A 23,597-nucleotide genomic window follows, 5' to 3' on the forward strand; every position below is an offset into this window, starting at 1 on the left:
CATGCCGCACTACCTCATCTACTTCAACCAGCAGTGGGTCGGCGACCACGACGAAGCGTGGTTCGAGAGCCGAGTGGAGCCGTCCACGGCCGTCGTCCGGGACATGCAGGCCGAGGGTGTCCTGGTCTACGCGGGCGGCCTCGTCGAGGAGCTCGAGGAGGCGGCCAGTGCGGATGCCACGAGTGGCGAGCTGGTTGTGACAGACGGGCCCTTCGTGGAGACCAAGGAGTGGCTCGGTGGGCTGACCATCGTGGACGTGCCCGACGACGAGACCGCTCGCAGGTGGGCGGGGAGGGTCGCCGAGGGGTGCGGCTGGCCCCAGGAGGTCCGTCGCTTCAAGGCTGGCTCCTTGCAGGCCGTCACGCTCGGGGGATGAGGATCAGAGCGGTTGCCATCTCACGCTCAGCGAGTTGAGGCTAGGTCGCGCCGGTGTCAGTGGTTCCCTCTACTGTCGAAGACATGTTCGAAGGCCCGCATGACCCGCCTCCCGGATCTATGTGTGACGATCCAAGGGTGCTGCATGCGTTGAGCGTGGGGGCTTGGCGGTCGGCGGTGTCGGTGGCGCTGGAGTCGCCGAGCGGCCTGGATGACGCAGCGCGGGTGGACGCGATCCGCGCGCTGGAGGAAGCGGCGTGCGTCATCAGCGCGGCGCAGGCGGCGTTGGCGCGTGAGCTGGACGCCTCCCAACGTGCCGCGCAGGCCGAGGCAGGGGTTCCGGCGGCCCGGCGTGGTCTGGGGGTGGCCAAGCAGGTAGGGCTGGCGCGACGGGTCTCCCACGACCGCGGCGCCCGGCACCTGGGGTTGGCCAGGATCGTGGCCAGTGAGCTGCCGTGCACGTGGGCGGCCTGGCGGGCGGGCCGGATCGGTGAGTGGAAGGCCACGGTCATCGCCCGGGAGACCGCGTGCCTGAGCCTCGAGCACCGGCTCGAGGTCGATCGGCTCATCGCCGGTGACCCAGTCCGGGTCGAGGGCATGGGCGATCGTGAGCTGGCCGGGCTGTGTGCCGCGCACGCGGCACGGCTGGACGCGTCGTCAGTGACCGCGAGGCGGCGTCGCGCCGAGTCCGAGCGGCGGGTGACCTGCCGTCCCGCGCCCGACACCATGACCCACGTGAGCGCGCTCCTGCCGGTCAAGGACGGCGTCGCCGTCCACGCCGTCCTGACCCGCGCAGCCGTGCGCGCCCGTGCCGCGGGCGACGAGCGCACCCAGGGCCAGGTGATGGCAGACACCCTCGTCGCAGCGGTGCTGGCCCACGAGCAGCGCCATCAGACGACACAAGCACCGGCGCCCGGCGAGCCCCGCGCGGCCAGCTCGACCCGGGTCAACCTCAACGTGGTCATGAGCGACGCCGCGCTGTTCGGGACCAGCGAGGACCCCGCCCATCTGGTCGGCTTCGGCCCAATTCCCGCTGAGCTGGCCCGCGAGATCATCGCCGGCGCCTGTGCCCAGGGCGAGGAGCTCTGGCTGCGCCGCCTCTACGCCCACCCGCACACCGGTGAGCTGGCGAGCATGGACACCCGAGGCAGGTTCTTCCGCGGCAATCTGGCCAGGTTCATCCGGCTGCGCGACCAGACCTGTCGTACGCCGTGGTGCGACGCCCCCATCAGACACGTCGACCACGCCCACCCCGACTCGACCGGTGGTCCAACCAGCGACGCCAACGGCCAAGGACTGTGCGAGGCCTGCAACCACGCCAAGGAGGCACCGGGTTGGCGGGCCAGACCGGGGCCGGAGGGGACCATCACGACCACCACGCCCACCGGCCACAGACACACCAGCCGCCCACCCCCTGTCGCGACGATCAGACGGACCGACCTGCCGCCCCTACGGGTGGACTACATCCTCGCCGGCTGACCCCCGGCGGGAGGTCACCCCTCTGAGGTGACCAGGACCGCGAGCTTGGCGCGGGTGTTGATGCCGAGCTTGCGGTAGATGTGGGTCAGGTGCGCGTCCACGGTGCGGGGTGAGACGAACAGCTCTTCCCCGATCTGACGGCTGGTGAGGCCGGTGGCGACTCGTTCGGCAACCTGGCGCTCGGCCGCGGTCAGCGCATCCAGCGGGGAGGGCGCACCGGAGGTCGCGCCATGGAACATCGCCGCGGCAAGAGCGGGTGCCTCCGGAGCGAGGTCGGCGCCGTCGAGCCAACCATCCGGGGGAGTGCGAGCGGGCTCCACCTTGAAGCGCGCCGCGTATCCCCAGGCAGCCGCGAGTCGCGGCGCGCGGATGGCTGCAGCCACGGCGGCCAGACTCCTGGCGTCGCGCTGGGCGCGGGCCTGGGTGACGGACGCGAGGCCGTCGATCGCATCGGCCGCGCGCAGGGGCATCGGCATCTGCGCTGCCTGCTCGAGGGCATGGAGGAACGTGGTGGCCGCCTGCTCGTGATCACCCTGCGCGAGCAGCGCACGCCCCAGCAGGAGTCGCGCCTCGACCGCGTCGCGTCCCAGGCGCGCGGAGTCGGCCAGGGCCACGACGTCGGCGGCCAGGCCTGCGGCCCGCTTGGCGTCCCCGGCAGCGAAGAGCTCGCGGGCGTCCTGTGCCAGCACGGGCAGTCGCACGGCCCACGGCAGGGACTCCGTGTTGACGTCGCGGCATCGCCAGCTCGGATCCAGCCCACGCAGCATCGTCTCCGCCAAGAGGCAGACACGGTCCTCGGCGAGCTCGGTCGCCTCGGCGACCACGGCCTTCGTCGCGGCCGTCGCCTCGGTGACCCGGCCCTGCTCGAGGGCGATCCGGGCGAGCAGGGTGCGCGCAGACAGGGCGATCCAGCGCTCGTCGTTGGGGTGGGTGCCGGGCATGGCCTCGTTCGCCACTGCCGAGGCCTCGGCGAAGCGTCCCCAGGAGACGTAGCTGTCGGCGAGGGTGCGCAGCGCCTGGCGCGTCACGGCGCCGTGGGGGTCGAGGTCGATCGCACGACGCGCCTCGCTCTCGGCGGCGCGAAGATCTCCGGCGTCCAGGTGCATCTCGGCGCGGATGGACGCGGTCTTGGCGAGCTGCTCGTCCGGCAGCTCGGCGTGGACGGCGTGCTCGTCGGCCCGGTCGAGCAGCCAGAGTCCTTCATAGGTGCCGCGGACCTCAGAGGCCGCGATGCCGGCCCGGCGTGCCACCTGGGCGCCGATCGCAGGAGGCCCGTCGCCGCTGTCGAGGGCCGCCTCGAGCACCTCCAGCGCCTCTCGGGCGCGCATGGAGGTGTAGAGCGAGGAGAAGATGCGGTTGGCAATGGAGTAGCCCTCGGCCCGCGTCTCGTCACGCTCGCAGGCGAGGAGGACGGCCGAGCGCATCGCGGGAAGGTCGGTGAGCCAGGCGGCGTCGGCAGCGCCGAAATTGTCGTGCTGCGGTGCGACCTGCTCGGCCCAGATGAGCAGGCCCCGCACGATGTGCTCGGCGTCGCTTCCCGGGGCTTCCGAGGGGTCGTCGGACTCGGCGGCCGCCAAGGTGCGGACGTGGCTGCGGATGGGGGAGAGCATGTCGAAGCGACCGTCGGGCAGCACCTCGACCAGGCTGCGGCGGACCAGGGTGCCGAGCAGGCTGGTCGTCTGCGCCACGGTGCCACCGGAGACGGCCGCGAGGACGGCCGGGCCGACCGCGACGTCGAGCAGCGACATGCGGCGCAGGAGCCGACGCTGGTCGCGGTCGAGGAGCTCGTAGGCGGAGTTGACCGCCTGGGCCAGCGTGTCGGCGGCGACGGCGTTGCCCAGCCCGACCAGGGCGCACTGGACGGCCATCTGCTCGATCAGGAGCGGCAGGCCGCCTGTCGCGACGAGCAGCCTGCGCACGTCCACGGACTGGGTGTCGAGGTCGACGGGGTGGCCCCCCGCGGCCCGGACACGGTCGAGGAACAGGTCGACGGCAGGCCCTGACAGCGGGGAGCGCGGGGTCGGCACGGGGAGCGGTCCGATCCGCACCACGCGCTCCGCGGGATCGCCGGCTCCGGCGAGCGAGGTCACGACGATCCGGGCGTCCATGGTCGAGCCGAGCACGTCGGTGATCGCCGGCCCTGCTGCTGTGGCGTCGAGGTCGAGGCCGTCGAGCACCACCAGGCAGTCGCGCCCGTCGAGAGCGCGGCTCAGCGCGCCGACCAAGGTGTCACCGGGGGCCATCTCGGCATCGAGGGCGGCCATGCAGCCCATCAGGACTCCGTCGAGGGTGCGCAGGTGTCGCGCGTCGACCCATGCGGTGTTGGCGTGGGCGCGGGTCGCATGGCGCGCCAGGAGGGACTTCCCGCACCCGGGAGGCCCGACGATGCTCACCCAACGCGACTCCTCGAGCGCGGAGGCGAGGGCACTCTGCGCTTGATCTCGTCCCAAGCACGGGGTCAGCACGCCGTGAATGTACCGCTCTACGCATTCGAAATACGTAGGACTACCGATGTCATGGACGTCGGCACGCGGCAGAGTCATGTCCACGCCGAGCGCGGCTGGACCCTACAGGGGTGGGCCCAGACGCCAGGCCACTTCGCAGAGCGGATCGTGGATCTTCGGGGGTTGATCCACGATCCGCTCTTCTGCGTCGTCCTGCCCCTCCCGGACGGGCCGTAGGCTGGGCGCATGGAACTGGTGGTGCTGCTGGCCGTGCTCGGCGGCCTGGTCGCGGTCGCCGTGGCTGCGGGACGGTCGAGCAAGAGCCGTGAGGAGGCCCGGCGTCAGGCCGAGCTCGCGCCGGTCAAGCGACTGGCCCAGGAGGACGTCACCGCTCTCGGCGTCGAGCTACAGGACCTCGACCTCGACGTGATGGGCACCGAGCTCGAGCCGGGCGCCAACGCCGACTACCAACGCGCCCTGGACGCCTACGAGGCCGCCAAGGTCGCTGCTGACCAGCTCGCTCGCCCCGACGAGGTACGGCACGTCACCGAGATCCTGGAGGACGGGCGCTACGCCATGGCGTGCGTCCGCGCCCGTGTCGCGGGGCAGCCCCTCCCGCAGCGACGGCCGCCGTGCTTCTTCGACCCGCGCCACGGCATGTCCGTCGCTGACGTTCCGTGGACGCCTCCGGGCGGCACCAGCCGGGACGTCCCGGCATGCGCCCTCGACGTCGAGCGCGTCCGTGCCGGCGCCGAGCCCGACATTCGCAAGGTGATGGTCGGCTCCCGCCGCGTTCCCTACTGGCAGGGTGGGCGCGCCTACCAGCCCTACGCGCAGGGCTACTTCGGCGGCTTCGGGCCGATGGACTGGATGTTCATGGGCATGCTCTTCGGGGGTGGCTTCGACGGCCTGGGCGAGGGCATCGGGGCGATCGGCGAGGGGATCGGAGACCTCTTCGGAGGCATCGGCGACGGCATCGGCAACATGTTCGACGGATTCGACGGATTCGACTTCTGATCGTGGCGTCCACCTCAGAGCCACTGCACACCACCGAGCTCGGCGACGCCGGCGCTCGCGTGGTCTTCTGCCACGGCCTGTTCGGGCAGGGCAAGAACTGGACCCAGATCGGCAAGGCCCTCGCGCAGGACCACCGGGTGACCCTCGTCGACATGCCGGACCACGGCCGCTCGCCGTGGTCGGCGGAGTTCGACTTCGTCGACGCTGCCGACCAGGTCGCCGGCCTCCTCTCGGCCGACGACCCGGTGGTGCTGGTGGGGCACTCCCTCGGAGGCAAGGTCGCGATGATCGTGGCGCTGCGCCACCCCGAGCTCGTGGAGCGGTTGTGCGTGGTCGACGTGTCCCCGGTCGCCTACGCCCACAGCGAGGAGTTCCGGAACTACATGGACGCCATGCTCGAGGTGGCAGGCGCCCCGGCGGGGAGCCGCAGCGAGGTCGACGAGGCGCTCCGCCCTGCGGTGCCCAACGCCACCGTGCGCGCGTTCCTGATGCAGAACCTCCACCGTGACGGCGACCGCTGGGCGTGGCGACCCAATCTCGAGCTGCTGAGGCGTGACCTCGCCGAGCTGAGCGACTGGCCGGCAGAGGAGGTCGCCGGGCTGCCGTCGTACGACGGTGCGGTGCTGTGGGTCGCGGGCGCGAGGTCGCACTACGTCACCGACGAGTACACCCCGGCCATGGAGGCGCTCTTCCCGCGCGTGCGCAGGGTGACCATCAAGGACGCGGGGCACTGGGTGCACAGCGAGCAGCCCGAGGTCTTCATCGAGGTGCTGCGGCGCTTCGCCGACTGATCCCTCAGCCGCGCTGGCGAGCGCGGTAGGCCGCCACCGCTTCGCGGTTGCCACAGGTGGTGGAGCAGAACCGTCGAGAACGGTTGCGGGAGAGGTCGAGCACGACGTCGTCGCAGTCGTCGGCGGCGCAGGTGCCCAGTCGGCTCATCTCGTCGAGACGGACGACGTCGACCATGGCCATCGCCGTCTCCACCAGGATCCGGTCGGCCAAGGGGCGGTCCTGGTCGATGGCGTGGAGGTGCCAGTCCCACGAGTCGTGGCGCATGAGCCTCGGGACGGCCCTGGCCTCGGCGAGCATGGCGTTGACCAGGGCCACGGCCTCGTCGCGCTCAGCGGTGAGGAGCTCCCGGAGACGAGGGCGGAGACGACGAACCTCGTCGAGCTCGGAGTCGGAGGCGTCGATGCGCCCGGTGTAGGCCCATTCCTCGAGGAACGCGGTCAGGTCGGCCACCGAGCCCAGCGGCTCGCCGGGCTCGTCACCGGAGTTGACGAGGCTGACCGCAGCCAGCAGCGCCGCATCGGTGTCATGGGTGAAAACCATGTTGACACGTTACACCCGCCCGCGTAGCGTCATGGGTGTGACGACGATGACCCATGACACGGCGCGCGGCGCGCGCACGGGACAGGGACTGGCCCTCGCGTTGGTCTCCGCCACCGCCTTCGGCATGTCAGGCACCCTGGCCAGGGGACTGCTCGACTCCGGGTGGACGGCCGGCGCGGCCGTGTCGGTGCGCATCGGGCTGGCGGCCGTCGTGCTGCTGGTCCCCGGTCTCCTCGCCGTGCGGGGCCGCTGGCACCTGCTGCGGGACAACGTCGCCACCGTCGTCGCCTACGGCGTGGCCGCCGTCGCTGGCGCGCAGCTCTGCTACTTCTACGCCGTCACCCACCTCCAGGTCAGCGTCGCGCTGCTGATCGAGTACACCGCCCCGGTCGCGGTCGTCGTGTGGCTGTGGCTGCGCCACGGACACCGACCGAACCGGCTCACCCTCGCCGGCGCTGCGCTCTCGATGCTGGGCCTCGCCCTCGTGCTCGACCTCGTGTCAGGTGCCGAGCTCGAGGTCGTCGGCGTGCTGTGGGCGCTCGGCGCGATGGTCGGAGCGGCCACCTACTTCGTGATCAGCGCCGACGAGGACAGCGGCCTGCCCGGGATCTCCCTGGCCGCCGGCGGCCTGGTCGTCGGTGGAGTGGTGCTGGGCGCCGCTGGCCTCCTGGGCGTGCTGCCGATGGACGCGAGCACGAACGACGCCGTCTACGACGGCAGGCACGTCCCGTGGTGGCTCCCCGTCCTCGCGTTGGGCCTGGTGACGGCAGCGGTCGCCTACGTCACAGGCATCGCGGCCAGCCGGCGCCTCGGGCCCCGGCTCGCGTCGTTCGTCGCGCTGACCGAGGTGCTGATGGCGGTCGTCTTCGCGTGGCTGATCCTCGACGAGCTGCCCCGCGGCGTGCAGCTGGCCGGCGGCCTTCTCGTGCTGGCAGGGGTCGTCCTCGTCAAGCTGGGTGAGGGCGGGGATGCCCACCTGACCGTGGAGCCCTTGCCGGACCCGCTCGAGCTGAACGTCAGCGGGCGTCCTGGCGCTTGAGGAACACCTCGCGGTGAAGCAGCAGCAGCGCCGCCGCCACCGGGACGGCCAGCAGGGCTCCGACGATGCCCATCATGGCGCCACCCACCAACGCCGCCACGACCGTCATCGAACCGGGGATGTCGACGGAGCGCTGCATGATGCGGGGGTAGATGAAGTAGGACTCGATCTGCTGGTAGGCCAGGTAGTAGGCCAGCGCCACGAGAGCGACAGTGGGTGACACGGTGAGCGCCAGCAACGTCATGATGGCCCCCGAGACGAAGGCGCCCACGACCGGGATCAGCGACAGCAGCCCGACGATGAAGGCCAGCGCGAAGGCGTAGTCGCCGAGTCCGACGACGAAGCTGAAGACCAGGGTGCTGATCCCGGCGAAGATCGCGACCAGGAACGCCCCCGCGACGTAGGCCCCGGTGGAGCGGATGATCTTGTCGCCCAGCTCGCTGACGCGCGGACGACGGGAGGCGGGCGCGAGGGAGTAGGCGGCGTGCTTGATGCTGGGCAGCGAGACGAGGAAGTAGATCATCAGGACGAGGACGATCAGCGTGTTGGCGACCGTCGAGAGCACTGCCAGCCCCACACCCAGTGCGCCACCGAACACCCGCTGGCCGAAGTCGCCGTCCTGGACGTAGTCACGGACCTTGTCGAGGACGTCGTACTTGGTGTCGAGCTCCTGGATGCGCTTGTTCTGCTCGAGGTCGTCGAGCCACCCGGGGGCGTTGCTGGTGATCAACGCGATCTGGTCGCCGATGACCGGTGCCACGGCCCCGACGAACATGGCGAGCACCCCGAGCACGACGGCCAGGACGCCGAGGACGGCGAGCCCACGCCGAACGCCCCGCTTCATGAACGCCTCGACCACCGGGTTGAGGCCGATGGCGAGGAACATCGCCATGACGAGCAGGATCAGGATCGAGGAGATGCTGAAGATCTGCTCGGTCAGGAACAGCGCCACGAGAGCGCCCAGGGCGCCGAAGAAACCGATGTTGAAGGGGGAGTGGCGAAGCAGCGGCGACCCGGAGGAGACACGCGTCGTGTCGGGCGTGACGTCGGCGTAGGGAGGATCGTCGTCGACCACCAGGGCGGTGGCATCGTCGATCTGGTGGGCGATCTCCGCGGAGGAGTCGGCGGCGTCGCGGGCCTCGGCGGCGGCCTCGTCGGCGCGATCGGCGGCCTCGTCAGCGGCCTCCGCCGCCTCCTGGGCAACCCCGGCGTGCTCCTCGACCGCCTCGGCGGGGGTCTTCTCGGAGGTCTTGGTGGCCAGGCGCGGCTGACGGAGCCGCGTCAACCAGCTCAGGACTCGTCCTCGGCGAAGCCGGCCACCACGTCACGCAGGGCGCCCAGCTGGGCTGCCACGGCGTCACGACGCTTGGTCATCCGGTCGACCTCGGCGCGGACAGCGGCCAGCTCTCGCTCGGCGTCGGCCGTGCCCGTGGAGGCGATGGCCTCTGCCTGCGTCTGGGCCGACGCCACGATCTGCTCGGCCTCGCGACGCGCACGCGTCAGGAGCCCCTCAGCCTCGCTCTGCGCCTGCGCGCGATGGGCCGTGGCCTGCGAGGTGGCCTCGCGGGCGCGCTGCTCGGCAGCCGCGGCGCGCTGCTCGGCCTCCTCGACCAGGCGCTGTGTCTCGGCAGTGGCGTGGGAGTGGTGCTCGGAAGCCTCGCGGGCGAGCCGTTCCTTCTCCACCGCGAGTGTCCGTCGGGCCTCCTGGACCTCGCGATCGGCCGCAGCGCGGGCCTGCTCGGCCTCCCGCTTGGCCGAGGTGCGCAGCTCGTTGGTCTCCTGCTGTGCCGCAAGGCGGAGCTGGTCGGCCTCGCGCCGAGCGGCCGCGAGGAGGTCCTCGGCCTCGCCCTGGGCCAGCAGTCGCTCCTGCTCGGCGTCGGTCGTGAGCCTGTTGCGCATCTCGTCGAGCTCCTTGAGCTGGACCAGGCGCATGTCATCGGCCTCGCGCGCGGCATCGGCGCGGATGGCCTTGGCGTCGCGGTTGGCCTGCTCGCGGATCTCGGCAGCATCGCGAGCCGCGCTGGCGCGCACGTCGCTCGCCTCGTCCTCGGCGAGCTTGAGCATCGAGGTGGCGCGACCCCCCAGTCCGGCGTAGGAAGGGTTCTGGTTCTCCTGGAGCTCGGCGCGCAGCCGCTCGAGCTCGGCCTCGAGCTCGAGGACGCGCTGCTCGGAGGCTGTCAGGCTGGTGCTCAGACCGGACTTCTCCGCGGCCAGCTGGGTGATCCGCTGGTCCACGGCCTGCCTGTCATAGCCGCCGCGGCGGACCACGGGCAGCGCGGCCGCGGAGTGGGAGGAGCCTACGGCTGCGCGCGGTGGCAACGGCCGTGACGCGGTCGTGGCACTCGGAGGAGTCGGGGACGTGACCGCTGCCGGCAGCACCTGGGTCTCCTGGCTCGCAGGCGTGGCAGGGACGTCCGCGACAGTTGCCTGGTCGTCAGCCGGCCCTGCATCGTCGGCGTCGGGACCGGTGGGCTCCGGCTCCTCGTCGAAGATGGACAGGCCCTGGTCGCTGCTCATGCTGCGCACCCACTTCCGCGTCTGTGTGTCTGACTCTGCACAGTCTCCCCGATGGGCCCGAATCACCACACCCCGGCTCGCAGACACTCTGCTCTCGAGTGTGCGAACCGGGGTGTGGGGTGGCGTCAGGGGGTCAGACGCCCCGGAAGCGGTTGATCGCGTCGATGTGCTGGCTGCGCATCTCCTCGTCGAGCACGCCGAGGCCCTCCTCGGGCGAGAGGCACAGCACGCCGACCTTGCCCTGGTGGGCGTTCTTGTGCACGTCGAGCGTGGCTTGGCCGACCTCGTCGAGGGTGTAGGTCCTCGACAGCGTCGGGTGGATCTTGCCCTGGGCGACGAGGCGGTTGGCCTCCCACGACTCGCGGTAGTTGGCGAAGTGGCTGGAGATGATCCGCTTGAGGTTCATCCACAGGTAGCGGTTGTCGTACTCGTGCATGTAGCCCGACGTGGAGGCGCAAGTGGTGATGGTGCCGCCCTTGCGCGTGACGAAGACCGAGGCGCCGAAGGTCTCCCGACCGGGGTGCTCGAACACGATGTCGATGTCCTCGCCGCCGGTGAGCTCGCGGATGGCCTTGCCCAGGCGCAGCCACTCCTTGGGGTCCTGCTTGGTGCCCTCGTCGTTCCAGAACTTGAAGTCCATCTCGGAACGGTTGATGACCTTGTCGGCGCCCATGCTGCGCACGATCTGGGCCTTCTCCTCGTTGGAGACCACGCAAATCGGGTTGGCCCCGCCGTTGAGGGCGTACTGCGTCGCGAACCCGCCGAGGCCGCCGGACGCGCCCCAGATCAGGACGTTGTCGCCCTGCTTCATGTTGCCGCCGTTGGTCGAGACCAGCTGGCGGTAGGCCGTGCAGTTCACCAGGCCGGGGGAGGCAGCCTCCTCCCAGGTGAGGTGCTCGGGCTTGGGCATCAGCTGGTTGGCCTTGACCATCGCGACGTCGGCGAGGCCGCCGAAGTTGGTCTCGAAGCCCCAGATGCGCTGCGAGGGGTCCATCATCGTGTCGTTGTGGCCGTCGGGTGCCTCGAGCTCGACCGAGAGGCAGTGGGCCACGACCCGGTCGCCCGGCTTCCACTTGTTGACCCCGGGGCCCACCTTCAGCACGACGCCGGAGAGGTCGGACCCGACGACGTGGTAGGGCAGGTCGTGCCGGGCGCCCAGGTCGGACTCGCGGCCGTAGCGCTCGAGGAAGCCGAACGTCGAGACCGGCTCGAAGATCGAGGTCCACACCGTGTTGTAGTTGATCGCGGAGGCCATGACGGCCACGAAGGCCTCTCCGGGACCGAGCTCGGGGAGGGCCACGTCATCGACGTGCAGCGACTTGCGCGGGTCCTTCTCCTTGGTGGTCTGCCCCTCGAACATCTCGACCTCGTCCTTGCGGACGTGAGCGGCGCGGTAGTGGTCGGGGAGCTCCAGGTTGGCGAAGTCGTCCGAGCTTGCGTTGCCGGACTGGATGGCTTCGAGGATGTTCTGCACGTGTGTCTCCTGTGAGGCAGCGGTGGCGATCGCGGGTCAAGATACCCGCGAGTAGGCGAGGGTGGTCGGGCTTGTGACGTAGTTCCCAGTCGGTGCTAGTGCGAGCCGTCGGCCGGCTCGACCAGCTCGACCAGCACGCCACCGGCGTCCTTGGGGTGGATGAAGTTGACACGGCTCTCGGACGTGCCGCGCTTGGGCGTGTCGTAGAGCAGGCGGACGCCGCGCTCGCGCAGGGTCGCGGCCACCGCCTCGACGTCCTCGACCCGGAAGGCGAGCTGCTGGATCCCGGGTCCGGAGCGGTCGAGGAACTTGGCGATCGTCGACTCGGGGGACAGGGGTGCGAGCAGCTGGATGCAGGAGCCGGAGTCGCCCACCCCCACCATGGCCTCGCGCACGCCCTGCTCCTCGTTGGTCTCCTCGTGGAGCACCTCCATGCCGTAGACCTCGCGGTAGAACCGCATGGCCTCGTCGAGGTCGGACACGGCGATGCCCACGTGGTCGATCGCGGTGAAGAGGTGCTTGACGGAGTCGAGTTCTGGGGTCGTCATGGCACACATGGTCGCAGGAGCGACATTCCCCGACAGGTGGGGTGCGGACCGTGAGACAGGTGTGACACGTGCCTCTCCCGGACACTCTCGCTGTCGCCGCGGAGTGCTAGGTACGCTCCGAGATGACACTCTTCTCACGCTTGGAGGCACCGCCATGTCCGGATCAGCCCACACCGGGTCAGTCATCGTTGCGGGGGCGCGCACGCCCATCGGCCGTCTGCTCGGTGGCCTGAAGGGACTCTCCGCCGCAGAGCTGGGCGGGATCGCCATCCAAGGTGCGCTCGAGAAGGCAGGCGTCGACGGCGACCAGGTCGACTACGTCGTCATGGGGCATGTCATCCAGGCCGGCGCCGGCCAGATCACTGCGCGCCAGGCCGCGGTCAAGGGCGGCATCCCGATGAACGTCCCCTCGCTCACGATCAACAAGGTGTGTCTCTCCGGCATCAACGCCATCGCGCTGGCCGACCAGCTCATCCGCGCCGGTGAGCACGACATCGTCGTGGCCGGCGGCATGGAGTCGATGACCCAGGCCCCGCACCTGCTGCCCAAGAGCCGCGAGGGCTTCAAGTACGGCGACACCGCGCTCGTCGACTCGATGGCCTACGACGCCCTCTACGACCAGTTCACCGACCAGGCCATGATCAACCTCACCGAGGCCTGCAACTCTGCCGGTGCCAGCCTCACGCGCGAGGAGCAGGACTCCTTCGCCGCGCAGTCCCACCAGCGCGCAGCCCTCGCCCAGAAGAACGGGCTCTTCGACGAGGAGATCGTGCCGGTGACCATCAAGTCGCGCCGCGGCGACGTCGTCGTCAGCGAGGACGAGGGCGTCCGCGCCGACACGACCGTCGAGTCCCTGGCCGGGCTGCGACCGGTCTCCAAGGACGGCAGCATCACCGCCGGCTCCGCCTCGCAGATCTCCGACGGTGCCTGCGCGGTCGTCGTGATGAGCAAGGCCAAGGCCGAGGAGCTCGGTCTCACCTGGCTCGCAGAGATCGGCGCCTCCGGGCAGGTCGCCGGTCCCGACTCCACCCTGCAGCTCCAGCCCGCCAACGCGGTCGCCAAGGCCGCCGAGAAGGAGGGCATCGCCGTCTCCGACATCGACCTCTTCGAGCTCAACGAGGCCTTTGCGGCGGTCGGCATCGAGTCGGCTCGCCAGCTCGGCGTCTCCGAGGACAAGGTCAACGTCAACGGCGGAGCGATCGCCCTGGGCCACCCGGTCGGGATGTCGGGCGCGCGCATCGTCCTCACCCTCGCGCTCGAGCTCAAGCGCCGCGGCGGTGGCACCGGTGCCGCCGCCCTGTGCGGCGGTGGCGGTCAGGGCGACGCGCTGATCATCCGGGTCCCGCAGGCGTGAGTCGGCGCACCGCCCCCGCGATCCCCGAGCTCGTCGCACGAGCGCGTGCCGGGGAGGCGGGGGCGGTCGCTCGTCTCATCACCTTGGTCGAGGACGCCTCGCCGGCCCTGCGTGAGGTGATGGCCGAGCTGAGCGCCCACCCCGGAACGGCCCACTTCCTCGGGATCACCGGATCTCCGGGAGTGGGGAAGTCGACCTCCACCAACGCCCTGGTGACGGCCCTGCGTCGGGCCGGCAAGCGGGTGGGCGTCCTGGCCATCGACCCGTCGTCACCGTTCTCCGGAGGCGCGCTCCTCGGAGACCGCGTGCGCATGTCCGAGCACGCTCTCGACCCGGGGGTCTACATCCGCTCCATGGGTGCCCGAGGGCACCTCGGGGGCCTGTCCTGGTCCACTCCCCAGGCTGCTCGGGTCCTCGATGCGGCCGGGTGCGACGTCGTCGCGGTCGAGACGGTGGGAGTCGGCCAGAGCGAGGTCGAGGTGGCCGGTCTGGCCGACACGACGATCGTCATGCTGGCGCCCGGCATGGGCGACGGCATCCAGGCTGCGAAGGCCGGCATCCTCGAGGTGGGCGACATCTACGTCGTCAACAAGGCTGACCGCGACGGCGCCGAGGGCGTGCGGCGCGAGCTGCGGAACGTCCTCGCCATGACCGAGCGGCCTGCCGGGTCGTGGCGGCCCCCGATCGTCATGACCGTCGCCAGCAAGGGGGAGGGCGCCGAGGAGCTGGTCGCGGAGATCGAGCGCCACGGCGAGTGGCTGCGCGAGAGCGGCGAGCTCGCGCGTCGTCGTACGGCGCGGGCCAGGCGGGAGATCGAGGCCATCGCCCTGGCCGCTCTGCGGGAGCGGTGGGGCGACGTGGGTGGCCGTGGCGAGCTGGACCAGCTCGCCGAGCAGGTCGTGTCGGGGGACGTCGATCCCTACGCCGCGGCCGACGACCTGCTGCTCTCCCTCGGCCCGTCCCGAGGGGCGACCGGCTAGCTCAGCCGGATGGTCTGGCCGGTGATGCGCGAGGCCTCCAGGGTCGCCAGGAACATCACCGTGCTGGACACAGGTCCGCGAGCGGTGGTGCCGGCGCGCACCAGGGTGTCTCCCGTGCTGAGGGCGTGCGAGCCCGAGCCGGCCGAGGGATGAGCACCAGGACCTCCCTGACGGGGGAGCAGCCCCCGGGCGGGCTCGAGCACAGAGTTGACGCGCACCCCGATACCTGCCCAGTTCTGGCCGGCGCGCGCGGTCGAGGCGGCCAGCTCCGCAGCCGCACCAGCGGGGTCGCTGGTGAGCTCGAGCCAGCGCGCCACGGCGCCGGTGTTGATCACGCACCCTCCGCCCGGAGCGGGGCTCTGGCTCAGCTTGAGACGCAGCCGGGTGGTCAGGAACATCGGCCCCAGCACCCCGGATCGGGCCGCCTCGCCGATGAAGCTGCGCTCGCTGTCGGGGAGTCCGTAGGGAAGGCTGCAGCCCGCGGCCAGGACCAGGATGTCGAGCGGACCGATGATCCCCACGAGGTGGTCCATGGAGTCCTGACGGGCCAGGTTGACCATCTCGTAGTCGATGCCGGCGAGATCGACGTCGTAGAGCTCGCGCAGCATCATCGTGCCGGTCACCGTGACCTGGGCCCCGGAGTCGCGGAACGAGCGTGCGATGGCGTGACCGGCCCCGCGCGTGCCACCGACCACCAGCACGCGATAGCCAGTGAAGTCGAACGACAGCGCAGCCATGTTCCTTGCCCTCCGGGGAAAACGGCGCCACCATCCCCCTCCCGAGAATGATGGCGTAGGGAGGTTTCTACCACGCGGTAACCTGCTCGCGATAGGGGGAGACCCCGCCAGCCGCCCGGCCGCGCCCGGTCACCGCTCGTGCCAGAGCCGCTCCTCGTGCGTGGGGTCCGCGAGGTCGGGGTGCCCGGTGCGCACAGCCGCGAACGTCCACAGCTTGTTCAGCACGAACGAGAGGGGCGTCACCATCACGATCACGATGAGCTGCGCCCAGTAGAGCCGGGTGCGCAGGCCTGTGGAGTCGTCCAGGAGGTCGGAGGGCAGGCTCATCGGCGAGTGCGGGTGCAGCAGCAGGGTCAGCAACGCCAGTCCGATCAGCTGGCCCATCAGGCCCACGGTCAGGAACGGCAGGTACTCCTGCCGCCACCCGGCGGCACCGGAGCTCCTGAACGTCCACGTCCGGTTGAGCTGAAAGTTCCACACGTTGGCCGCCAGGAACGCCACGGACGAGTACACGTGGTACCAGCGGAGGTTGAAGTCTGTCAGGGGGATCCCGGCGATCGCCAGGTCGAAGTCAGGTCCCATGCGCCTGACCAGGACCAGCACAGCCAGGTTGACGAGGACGCCGGTGGCACCGACGATGCCGAACCGCAGCAGCAGCACGAAGTTCTTGCGGTGCCGCTCCAGCACGCGGTCGAGTAGCCCTCTCACCGCACGGACAGTACCGCCGCGGGACGGGGTCGACTCGACCCGCCCCGCCCGGTCCGGGACAATGGCGCCATGACGCAGCAACCGTTCTCCCGTCCTGGCGCGATCGACCTCTCCGCCCTCGGTCAGCGGCCGGCGCAGCAGCAGGCGGTCTCGACCGCTGCCGGGCCCGGTGGGGCCTACTCCGTCGCCATCAGCCAGGACAACTTGCAGCAGGTGCTGCAGGAGTCGATGACCGCACCGGTCGTCATGGTCTTCCACTCCGCGCGACAGGCACCGGGCAGTGAGCAGTACGCCGCAGACGTCGCGGCCGAGGCCGAGCGGCTGGAGGGTCGACTGCTGGCTGCGCTCGTGGACGTCGACACCAACCCTGAGATCGCCCAGGCCATGCAGATACCGCAGGTGCCGCTGACCATGGTGATCCTCGACGGCCGTCCGGTCACCCAGCCGATCCCGGGCGCCCTGTCGCCAGATGAGATCGCGACCCTCTTCAGCCAGCTCGGTCAACAGCTGACCACGCAGGGGATCTCCGGCCGTCACCAGCCCCGGCAGGCGGTCGCCGCGGCGGGGGAGGAGGCCGAGGAGGAGGCTGTCGACCCGCGCTACGCTCCCGCGCAGGACGCCCTGGGCCGCGGTGACGTGGACGCAGCGGTCGCGGAGTACCAGAAGCTCGTCGACGCCAACCCTGCCGATGCCGAGGCCGCAGCCGGCCTGGCCATGGCCAAGGTGCTCCAGCGCACCCAGGGGGTCGACCTCCACGCTGCGCGCGCAGCCGCCGCGCAGGACCCCGACGACGTCGAGGCGCAGACCATGGTGGCCGACCTCGACATGCTGGGGGGACACGTCGAGGACGCGTTCAACCGCCTCGTCGCCCTCATCGCCCGCACCAGCGACGCGGACCGCACCAAGGCCCGCGAGCACCTGCTCGGCCTGTTCGCGGCCGTGGGCAACGACGACCCGCGCGTGCTGGCCGGGCGACGGAACCTCGCCTCCGCCCTGTTCTGAGGAGAGGGCCGGTCAGCGCTTCTCGAGCACCGACCGTCCTGCCTCGAGCCGCGCGACCGGCACGCGGAAGGGCGAGCACGAGACGTAGTTGAGACCCACCCGGTCGAAGAAGTGCACGGAGAGCGGATCGCCGCCGTGCTCGCCGCAGACGCCCACCTTGAGGTCGGGCCGGGTCTCGCGCCCCTTCGTCGTACCCATCTCGACCATGCCGCCCACGCCGAGCTGGTCGAGCGACTCGAACGGCGAGACGTCGAAGATGCCGTGCTCGAAGTAGCGCGAGAAGAACGCCGACTCCACGTCGTCGCGGGAGAAGCCCCACGCCATCTGGGTGAGGTCGTTGGTGCCGAAGGAGAAGAAGTCCGCGGTCTTGGCGATCCGGTCGGCGAGGAAGGCTGCGCGAGGGAGCTCGATCATGGTGCCGACCGCGATGTCGAGCTTGACGCCGCGGTCCTCCTCGACCTCGGCGATGACGCGGTCGATCTCGTTGCGAACGATCTGGAGCTCGCGCACGCTCGCGACGAGCGGGACCATGATCTCGGGACGAGGCGTGCCGTGGGCGGCCTTGCGGTCGGCGGCCGCCTCGGCGATGGCCCGGGCCTGCATGCGGAACAGCCCGGGGATCTGGATGCCGAGCCGGACGCCACGCAGGCCGAGCATGGGGTTCTGCTCGTGGAGACGGCGCACGTGCGTGAGCAGGGTCCGGGCGTGCTCGTCGACCTCGCCGCGCTCCTCTGCGAGCGCCACGTCGACGCTGAGGTCGGTGAGGTCGGGCAGGAACTCGTGCAGGGGCGGGTCGAGCAGGCGGATGGTCACCGGCAGGCCGTCCATCGCCTCCAGGATCTCGGTGAAGTCCTGTCGCTGGAGGGGGAGCAGGCCCTGCAGGGCAGCCTCCTGGCCGTCGTCGCCCTCGGCCACGATCAGCTTCTCCACCAGGGTCCGTCGCTCGCCGAGGAACATGTGCTCGGTGCGGCACAGACCGATGCCCTGGGCGCCGAAACGACGTGCTCGGGCAGCATCCTCCGGGGTGTCGGCGTTGGCACGCACGCGCAGACGGCGGGCACCGTCGGCGTGGGCCATGATCCTGGCGACCGCGTGCGCCAGGTCGTCGTCGAGCTTCTCGCCCTCGAAGTGGCGTACGACGACCGAGTCGGCGACCGGCACCGCCCCGGCGAACACCTCGCCCGTGGTGCCGTCGATGGAGATCACGTCACCTTCGCGGACGGTCTCACCGCCGCGCACCGTGAACTGCTTGGCCGAGCTGTCCACGTCCAGTGACTCGGCGCCGCACACGCAGGTGCGCCCCATGCCCCGGGCCACGACGGCGGCGTGCGAGGTCTTGCCGCCGCGACTGGTCAGGATCCCGCGCGCAGCCACCATCCCGCGCAGGTCGTCGGGATTGGTCTCCTTGCGGACCAGGATGACGTCCTCGCCGGCCTCGGCCCACTCCACCGCGGTGTCGGAGTCGAAGACCGCCTTGCCGACCGCAGCCCCCGGAGAGGCGTTCATGCCCGTGGCGAGGAGCGAGCGCTCGGACGAGGCGTCGAACCGCGGGAACATCAGCTGCGCCAGCTGGTCGCCGGTGACGCGCAGGACGGCCTCGTCCATCTCGATCAGGCCCTCGTCGACCATGTGGACCGCGATGCGGAAGGCCGCCTCGGGCGTGCGCTTGCCGACCCGCGTCTGGAGCATCCAGAGCTTGCCCCGCTCGACGGTGAACTCGATGTCGCACATGTCGCGGTAGTGCCTCTCGAGCCGCGCCATGATGTCCAGCAGCTCGTCGTGCGAACGTCGGTCGATCTCGGCCATGTCGGCCAGGGAGACGGTGTTGCGGATGCCCGCCACGACGTCCTCGCCCTGAGCGTTCTGAAGGTAGTCGCCGTAGACCCCCTGCTCACCGCTCGCGGGGTCGCGGGTGAACGCCACGCCGGAGCCGGAGTCCATGCCGAAGTTGCCGAAGACCATCGCCTGCACGTTGACGGCGGTGCCGAGGTCCTCTGGGATCCGTTCCTGGCGACGGTAGAGCCGCGCCCGGTCGGTGTTCCAGGAGTCGAAGACGGCGCGGATGGCCAGCTCGAGCTGCTCCCGCGGCTCCTGGGGGAAGTCGCGTCCCGTCTCTGTCCGGACGACCGACTTGAAGGTCTCGACCAGCCGCTGGAAGTCGTCGGCGTCGAGGTCGAGGTCGGACTCGGTGCCCTTGTCGCGCTTGGCCTCGTCGAGGGCCCTGGAGAAGAGCTCTCCGTCGACGTGCATGACGGTGGCACCGAACATCTGGACGAGGCGACGGTAGGAGTCCCAGGCGAAGCGCGCGTTGTCGCTCCTGCGCGCCAGGCCGTGGACCGACTCGTCGTTGAGCCCGACGTTGAGGACCGTCTCCATCATCCCGGGCATGGAGAACTTGGCGCCCGAGCGGACGCTGACGAGCAGCGGGTCGTCGCCGTCGCCCAGGCTGCGACCCATGGCACGCTCGAGATCCGCGAGGTGACTGCTGACCTCGTCGACGAGACCGGGAACCTCGCCCCCGGCGCCCAGGTAGGCGCGGCAGGCCTCAGTGGTGATCGTGAACCCCGGTGGGACAGGCAGGCCGAGATTGGTCATCTCGGCGAGGTTGGCCCCCTTGCCGCCGAGGAGGTCCTTCTGGTCCTTGTCACCGTCACCGAAGTCGTGCACCCAGGTAGTCACCGGACGATCTAATCACTCCCCGCTAGCGGGCTCGACCCGACTCGGTGTAGGGAGCACCCTCGGTCGCCACCGCCGCGCGGACCCGCCTGGCGGTGAAGTCGGCGGCGAGCTCGTCGACCTCTTCGAGGGAGCAGAAGCGGACCTCGCGGATCTCGCGCTCCTGCTTGACCACCCCGTCCAGGAGCTTGGGCTCGTGGATGCCACCGTCGAAGACGAGGCAGAGGGCGTCGTCCCACCCGCCCCACGGCGGGAGCCAGTCGGTGAGGAGGAGCGACTCGGCCCGGAGACGGAGGCCGAGCTCTTCCTCGACCTCGCGCTCGACGGCGGTGCGCGGTGACTCGCCGACCTCGACCACGCCGCCGGGGAGGTCCCAGTCCTGCTTGTAGGTCAGCCGGCAGAGCAGCACGCGCCCGTCCGGGTCGCGCACGAGGAGCTGCCCGATCGCCCGCTTGCGCGGAAGGAAGGAGTTGAGCAGTGCCCGGAAGCTCTCGGGGTCGCTCAGTGGAGGGTCGCTCACGAGGCGTGCATAGACCATCGCTCCCGTGGAGTCGGCGCGGTCACCGGAACCGGGCACGATCCGCTGGGTGCCCTCCAGTCGCAGTCCGGCGCGGGTGGCAACCCGGCGGCCGGCCTCGTTGCGGGGGTCGATCCTCGCCTCCACGCGCTGGAGCCCGAGCCCGCCCTCCGCCTCCTCGGCGAAGGCCCAGTCGACCAGGACCCGGACCGCCCTGGAGGCGAAGCCGCGTCCGCGGTTGCCGGCGTAGAGGGTCCAGCGCAGCTCACCGGTGCCCTGCTGGCGCAGCGTCACCTCGACGCTCCCGACGACGCGGCCTTCGTGCTCGACCACGAAGGAGGAGCGCCGGCGGTCGGCGTCGAAGTCCTCGCGCCACTGACCGACGCGCTCGCGCAGGCGTTCGACCGAGACGTCGGTCGCGTCCCAGCCGAGCCACAGGGCCGTCTCGTCGTCGTGGCCCGCCACGGCCGCCTCGACGTCCTCGTCGCGCCATGGACGGAGCGCGATCACGCCGTCGGTGAGCGTGGGTTGGACCTGGGCCACTCGGCCACCCTAGTCACTTGGCCCCAGACGGCTCAGCGGACCACGTCGAAGCGGGCCATCATCCCGTGGTCCTCGTGGTCGAGCATGTGGCAGTGGATCATGAAGGGTCCCGCGTGGTCGAGGAAGCGAGCGGCCACGTCGACGTACTCACCCGGATCCAGCCGCCAGGTGTCTTCCAGCGCCCGCTCCCACGGTGGTGGCCGGTTTCCGTCGCGGGAGACCGTGCGCCACTGCTCGGCGTGGATGTGGACGTAGTGCGTCATGTCGCTGGTGTTGCGCAGCCGCCAGCGCTCGGTGGTGCCGAGACGCACGCGGTGGTCGGGGCGATCGGGGTCGAAGGCCTTGCCGTTGACTGCCCAGAACGTGCCGTGGCGCTTGCCTCCGCCGAGGTCGAAGGTCCAGGTCTTGCTCACCTCGGCAGGCGCCCTGACCAGCTTCGGGGAGGGGAGCCGCGAGGGGAGGCGGGAAGGGTCGCGCGCGGGACGGCCCACGCGGAACTGCATGATCGGCGCGGTCCGCGAGCCCGTCCCACGCTCGTCCTGCGCGGGCACCGACTCGAGGACTACGTCCTGGCCCGAGAGACCCGTGAAGTCCACGACCACGTCGGCGCGCTGGGCAGGGCCGAGGTTGATCTCGGTGCGCACGACCGGAGTCCTGAGGAACCCGCTCCCGGTGCCCACCTGGACGAAGGGCCGTCCGTCCGAGAGCGAGAGGTTGTAGGCGGTGAACGGCGCGGCGTTGAGGAGGCGCAGCCGGTGGCGCGTGGCGCTCACCCGGTGGTACGGCGCGTAGCGGCCGTTCACGATGACGTGCGAGCCGACCGTGTGGTCGTCGGGCGGGCTCCCCGGTCCGGTGAACGACATCGTCCCGTGGTGCCCGTGCATGGTGGGGCCGTCTGCGAACGGGTTGGCCAGCGCGTTGCCCGAGGTGAAGGAGCGCTCGGAGATCATCAGGGGGAGGTCGCGCCGCCCCTTCGGCAGCCGCAGCCTGCGAGAGGCTGCGTCCTCGACGAGGAACATGCCCTGCAGTCCGCGCCAGTTGTTCCGGGCCGTCCTGTCCATGCGGTGGTCGTGGTAGAAGAAGAAGGAGGCCGGCGCGGGCCTGCCGCCGTAGGTCAGTGGGTAGCGGTAGGTCCGTGAGCTCCCTCGGCGGATGAGGTTCGTGGTGGGCTGCCCGTCCTCGCTGGAGGCGTGGTGGTCACCGTGCAGGTGGGTCGTGAGCGGTCCGGCCCGTCGTGGCAGTCGGTGCGCGAACGTCACCCTGCTCTCCCGGCCTGCGCGGCCGAGGATCGTGGGGCCGGGATAGTCGCCGCCGTAGGTCCACATCATCGTGCGGGGTCCGCGGGGCAGTATCCGCACCGGCGCCTGCCGTACCGGGATGCGGACGTCGGTGCCCTTCAGCACTCGTGGCACGACCAGGGGCTGCTCGAACGCGACCGGCTCGGCGCCCACCCCGCCGGTCGCGTCCTCGACGACGAGCGTGCCGCGCATGAACGGGTGGAAGCGACAGATGTAGTCGTAGCGTCCGTTGGCGAGGTTCTCCACGCCCGTCACCGTCGCCGTCGTCCCGGCGTCCACACGCACGTCGAAGAGGGGCTCGCCGCGCTCGTCGACGGCCGTGGAGGTCACGGTGTGGTCATAGGTGTCGAGGTTGACGACGGTGAGCGTGCCGCCGCCGCCCACGGTCACGGTCGCCGGCACGTAGGTCGAGCCCTTGGCCTCGATCACCAGCGTGGCCGAGCGCGGTGCCGCCGCCTGGGCGCCGGCTCCCACGGTGGATCCGGCCTCGCCGCCACTGCCGAGCGTGGGTGCCAGCACCGCCAGCACCGTGCCGATGACCAGGAGCGCGGCCGCGCGGTATCTCCCCCTCATCCGGCGGATTATCCGCTTCCTCGCAGTTCGCGCCACACATTCTTTCGTCCGGTCTGGACCACCGCAGAATTGCTGATGACGGATCCCGCGGTGCGTCGCACCATGGGCCGTCTATCACTCACTCGTAGGGGGCACCACCGCATGTTCACTCATCTACGCACCGGACTGGCCCTGGCCTGTGCCGGTGTCCTGGTCTCCGTCCCGGCCCTGGTCACGACGTCCGCGTCCGCCGTACAGGCCGAGCAACAGGCCGGGCAGTCGCTCATCATCACCGTGGCCAAGGGATCGCTCAAGCTCAAGGGCACCAGCGGCCTGCGTGCCGGCCGGGTCAAGCTCACCGTCAAGGGTCAGCCGGCGCCGGTGACCATCATGTCCCTCGCGAAGGGCTACACCCTGCGCGAGCTGTCCACCGACTACAAGGCCGCGAACAAGGGCGACATGAAGGCGCTCAAGCGCGCCGTCGCCAACACCACGTGGTACGGCGGGCTCTCCTCCGGGAGCACCGGCACCGTCGTGCTGCCGCGCGCCGGCACCTACATCGCCGCGGTGATGGCCAACAAGGTCATGGGGCCGACCACGTTCGAGGTGGGCGCCGTCAAGAAGTCTGGGACGCCCTCGGTCGACGGCACCATCACTGCTCGCAAGGGGATGAAGTGGGGAGGAGCCGATCACCTGCCCACCAAGGGCACGCTGAGGTTCAAGAACTCCGACACCCAGCCGCACTTCCTCTCCATGGTGCAGGTCGAGGAGGGCACCACGATCGACGACGTCATGGATGGGCTCCAGAGCGAGGAGGAGCCCGCGTGGGTCCTGTCCGGCGGAGCACACACCGACGTGCTCAGCCCGGGACGCCAGATGACGATGGACTACGACGTGCCCGCGGGCCAGTACGTCCTGCTCTGCTTCTTCCCGGACCCGAAGATGAAGGGCATGCCCCACTCGATGATGGGCATGGTCAAGATGATCCACGTCATGTGACGTGAC

Annotated in this window: 20 protein-coding genes; 9 read left to right on the plus strand and 11 right to left on the minus strand. The window is 70.6% G+C overall.

Annotation, left to right across the window (positions count from 1 at the left end):
* Window position 1 precedes the first annotated feature (1 nt).
* Together EXE58_RS14325 and EXE58_RS14330 are read left to right on the plus strand one after the other, a co-directional pair.
* On the plus strand, window positions 2-376 hold the full coding sequence (locus EXE58_RS14325; RefSeq protein WP_135268509.1) for a YciI family protein: 375 nt from the start codon (window positions 2-4) through the stop codon (window positions 374-376).
* 137 nt (window positions 377-513) lie between these two features.
* Window positions 514-1,854, plus strand: coding sequence for an HNH endonuclease (locus tag EXE58_RS14330; RefSeq protein WP_208544024.1), 1,341 nt, complete (start codon window positions 514-516; stop codon window positions 1,852-1,854).
* A gap of 14 nt (window positions 1,855-1,868) precedes the next feature.
* Here EXE58_RS14330 and EXE58_RS14335 read toward each other — a convergent pair whose 3' ends face one another.
* A complete protein-coding gene (locus EXE58_RS14335) occupies window positions 1,869-4,247 on the minus strand; it encodes a LuxR C-terminal-related transcriptional regulator (RefSeq protein WP_135268511.1) in 2,379 nt (792 codons plus the stop codon).
* A 297-nt stretch (window positions 4,248-4,544) separates the two neighbouring features.
* On the opposite strand from EXE58_RS14335, the gene EXE58_RS19760 reads away from it, so the two are divergent.
* Both EXE58_RS19760 and EXE58_RS14340 read left to right on the plus strand, forming a co-directional pair.
* Window positions 4,545-5,315 (plus strand): hypothetical protein, encoded by a 771-nt coding sequence (locus EXE58_RS19760; RefSeq protein WP_208544025.1) that lies wholly within the window; start codon window positions 4,545-4,547, stop codon window positions 5,313-5,315.
* Window positions 5,316-5,317: 2 nt separating this feature from the next.
* Window positions 5,318-6,106: an alpha/beta fold hydrolase gene (locus tag EXE58_RS14340; RefSeq protein WP_208544026.1), complete on the plus strand. Its 789-nt coding sequence runs from the start codon at window positions 5,318-5,320 to the stop codon at window positions 6,104-6,106.
* Between the two features lie 4 nt (window positions 6,107-6,110).
* On the opposite strand, the gene EXE58_RS14345 is transcribed toward EXE58_RS14340, so the two are convergent.
* Window positions 6,111-6,647 (minus strand): CGNR zinc finger domain-containing protein, encoded by a 537-nt coding sequence (locus EXE58_RS14345; protein ID WP_135268513.1) that lies wholly within the window; start codon window positions 6,645-6,647, stop codon window positions 6,111-6,113.
* Window positions 6,648-6,693: 46 nt separating this feature from the next.
* Between EXE58_RS14345 and EXE58_RS14350 the strand changes: the two genes are divergently transcribed.
* Complete coding sequence (locus EXE58_RS14350; protein ID WP_135269605.1) at window positions 6,694-7,686, plus strand: EamA family transporter; 993 nt, start codon at window positions 6,694-6,696, stop codon at window positions 7,684-7,686.
* On the opposite strand, the gene EXE58_RS14355 is transcribed toward EXE58_RS14350, so the two are convergent.
* From EXE58_RS14355 to mce, 4 genes are all read right to left on the minus strand, one after another.
* Window positions 7,664-8,971, minus strand: coding sequence for an AI-2E family transporter (locus EXE58_RS14355; protein WP_135268514.1), 1,308 nt, complete (start codon window positions 8,969-8,971; stop codon window positions 7,664-7,666). The two genes, EXE58_RS14350 and EXE58_RS14355, sit on opposite strands and share 23 nt — an antisense overlap.
* 5 nt (window positions 8,972-8,976) lie before the next feature.
* Entirely contained in the window at window positions 8,977-10,203 is a 1,227-nt protein-coding gene (locus EXE58_RS14360) for a hypothetical protein (protein ID WP_135268515.1), read from the minus strand.
* A 133-nt stretch (window positions 10,204-10,336) separates the two neighbouring features.
* On the minus strand, window positions 10,337-11,677 hold the full coding sequence (gene ccrA / locus EXE58_RS14365; RefSeq protein WP_135268516.1) for a crotonyl-CoA carboxylase/reductase: 1,341 nt from the start codon (window positions 11,675-11,677) through the stop codon (window positions 10,337-10,339).
* Between the two features lie 95 nt (window positions 11,678-11,772).
* Entirely contained in the window at window positions 11,773-12,225 is a 453-nt protein-coding gene (gene mce, locus EXE58_RS14370; protein ID WP_135268517.1) for a methylmalonyl-CoA epimerase, read from the minus strand.
* Window positions 12,226-12,379: 154 nt separating this feature from the next.
* Between mce and EXE58_RS14375 the strand changes: the two genes are divergently transcribed.
* Both EXE58_RS14375 and meaB read left to right on the plus strand, forming a co-directional pair.
* Window positions 12,380-13,579, plus strand: a complete 1,200-nt coding sequence (locus EXE58_RS14375; RefSeq protein WP_135268518.1) for an acetyl-CoA C-acetyltransferase — start codon at window positions 12,380-12,382, stop codon at window positions 13,577-13,579.
* Window positions 13,576-14,559: a methylmalonyl Co-A mutase-associated GTPase MeaB gene (gene meaB / locus EXE58_RS14380; RefSeq protein WP_135268519.1), complete on the plus strand. Its 984-nt coding sequence runs from the start codon at window positions 13,576-13,578 to the stop codon at window positions 14,557-14,559. The genes EXE58_RS14375 and meaB overlap by 4 nt, the downstream gene beginning before the upstream one ends.
* Here meaB and EXE58_RS14385 read toward each other — a convergent pair.
* Complete coding sequence (locus EXE58_RS14385; protein ID WP_135268520.1) at window positions 14,556-15,296, minus strand: SDR family oxidoreductase; 741 nt, start codon at window positions 15,294-15,296, stop codon at window positions 14,556-14,558. The genes meaB and EXE58_RS14385 overlap by 4 nt on opposite strands.
* Before the next feature lie 129 nt (window positions 15,297-15,425).
* Entirely contained in the window at window positions 15,426-16,004 is a 579-nt protein-coding gene (locus EXE58_RS14390) for a GtrA family protein (RefSeq protein WP_135268521.1), read from the minus strand.
* Between the two features lie 69 nt (window positions 16,005-16,073).
* Here EXE58_RS14390 and EXE58_RS14395 point away from each other — a divergent pair, with 69 nt between their 5' ends.
* Window positions 16,074-17,006: a co-chaperone YbbN gene (locus EXE58_RS14395; RefSeq protein ID WP_135268522.1), complete on the plus strand. Its 933-nt coding sequence runs from the start codon at window positions 16,074-16,076 to the stop codon at window positions 17,004-17,006.
* 12 nt (window positions 17,007-17,018) lie between these two features.
* Here EXE58_RS14395 and ppdK read toward each other — a convergent pair whose 3' ends face one another.
* From ppdK to EXE58_RS14410, 3 genes are read right to left on the minus strand one after another with little or no spacing between them, the layout of a single operon-like run.
* Window positions 17,019-19,685, minus strand: a complete 2,667-nt coding sequence (gene ppdK / locus EXE58_RS14400; RefSeq protein ID WP_135268523.1) for a pyruvate, phosphate dikinase — start codon at window positions 19,683-19,685, stop codon at window positions 17,019-17,021.
* A 22-nt stretch (window positions 19,686-19,707) separates the two neighbouring features.
* On the minus strand, window positions 19,708-20,742 hold the full coding sequence (locus EXE58_RS14405; protein WP_135268524.1) for an NUDIX hydrolase: 1,035 nt from the start codon (window positions 20,740-20,742) through the stop codon (window positions 19,708-19,710).
* Window positions 20,743-20,774: 32 nt separating this feature from the next.
* Window positions 20,775-22,613: a multicopper oxidase domain-containing protein gene (locus EXE58_RS14410; RefSeq protein WP_135268525.1), complete on the minus strand. Its 1,839-nt coding sequence runs from the start codon at window positions 22,611-22,613 to the stop codon at window positions 20,775-20,777.
* Between the two features lie 141 nt (window positions 22,614-22,754).
* On the opposite strand from EXE58_RS14410, the gene EXE58_RS14415 reads away from it, so the two are divergent.
* On the plus strand, window positions 22,755-23,591 hold the full coding sequence (locus tag EXE58_RS14415) for a hypothetical protein (protein ID WP_135268526.1): 837 nt from the start codon (window positions 22,755-22,757) through the stop codon (window positions 23,589-23,591).
* The last annotated feature ends 6 nt before the right edge of the window (window positions 23,592-23,597 follow it).

It is taken from the genome of Nocardioides seonyuensis (assembly GCF_004683965.1).
Taxonomy (GTDB): Bacteria; Actinomycetota; Actinomycetes; order Propionibacteriales; family Nocardioidaceae; genus Nocardioides; species Nocardioides seonyuensis.

Bases quoted from the DNA above. Each gene is read 5' to 3' on its own strand.
- EXE58_RS14325 (WP_135268509.1), top strand. From the start codon at position 2: ATGCCGCACTACCTCATCTACTTCAACCAGCAGTGGGTCGGCGACCAC.
- EXE58_RS19760 (WP_208544025.1), top strand. From the start codon at position 4,545: ATGGAACTGGTGGTGCTGCTGGCCGTGCTCGGCGGCCTGGTCGCGGTC.
- EXE58_RS14345 (WP_135268513.1), bottom strand. From the start codon at position 6,647: ATGGTTTTCACCCATGACACCGATGCGGCGCTGCTGGCTGCGGTCAGC.
- EXE58_RS14350 (WP_135269605.1), top strand. From the start codon at position 6,694: ATGACCCATGACACGGCGCGCGGCGCGCGCACGGGACAGGGACTGGCC.
- EXE58_RS14360 (WP_135268515.1), bottom strand. From the start codon at position 10,203: ATGAGCAGCGACCAGGGCCTGTCCATCTTCGACGAGGAGCCGGAGCCC.
- mce (WP_135268517.1), bottom strand. From the start codon at position 12,225: ATGACGACCCCAGAACTCGACTCCGTCAAGCACCTCTTCACCGCGATC.
- EXE58_RS14375 (WP_135268518.1), top strand. From the start codon at position 12,380: ATGTCCGGATCAGCCCACACCGGGTCAGTCATCGTTGCGGGGGCGCGC.
- EXE58_RS14385 (WP_135268520.1), bottom strand. From the start codon at position 15,296: ATGGCTGCGCTGTCGTTCGACTTCACTGGCTATCGCGTGCTGGTGGTC.
- EXE58_RS14395 (WP_135268522.1), top strand. From the start codon at position 16,074: ATGACGCAGCAACCGTTCTCCCGTCCTGGCGCGATCGACCTCTCCGCC.
- EXE58_RS14410 (WP_135268525.1), bottom strand. From the start codon at position 22,613: ATGAGGGGGAGATACCGCGCGGCCGCGCTCCTGGTCATCGGCACGGTG.
- EXE58_RS14415 (WP_135268526.1), top strand. From the start codon at position 22,755: ATGTTCACTCATCTACGCACCGGACTGGCCCTGGCCTGTGCCGGTGTC.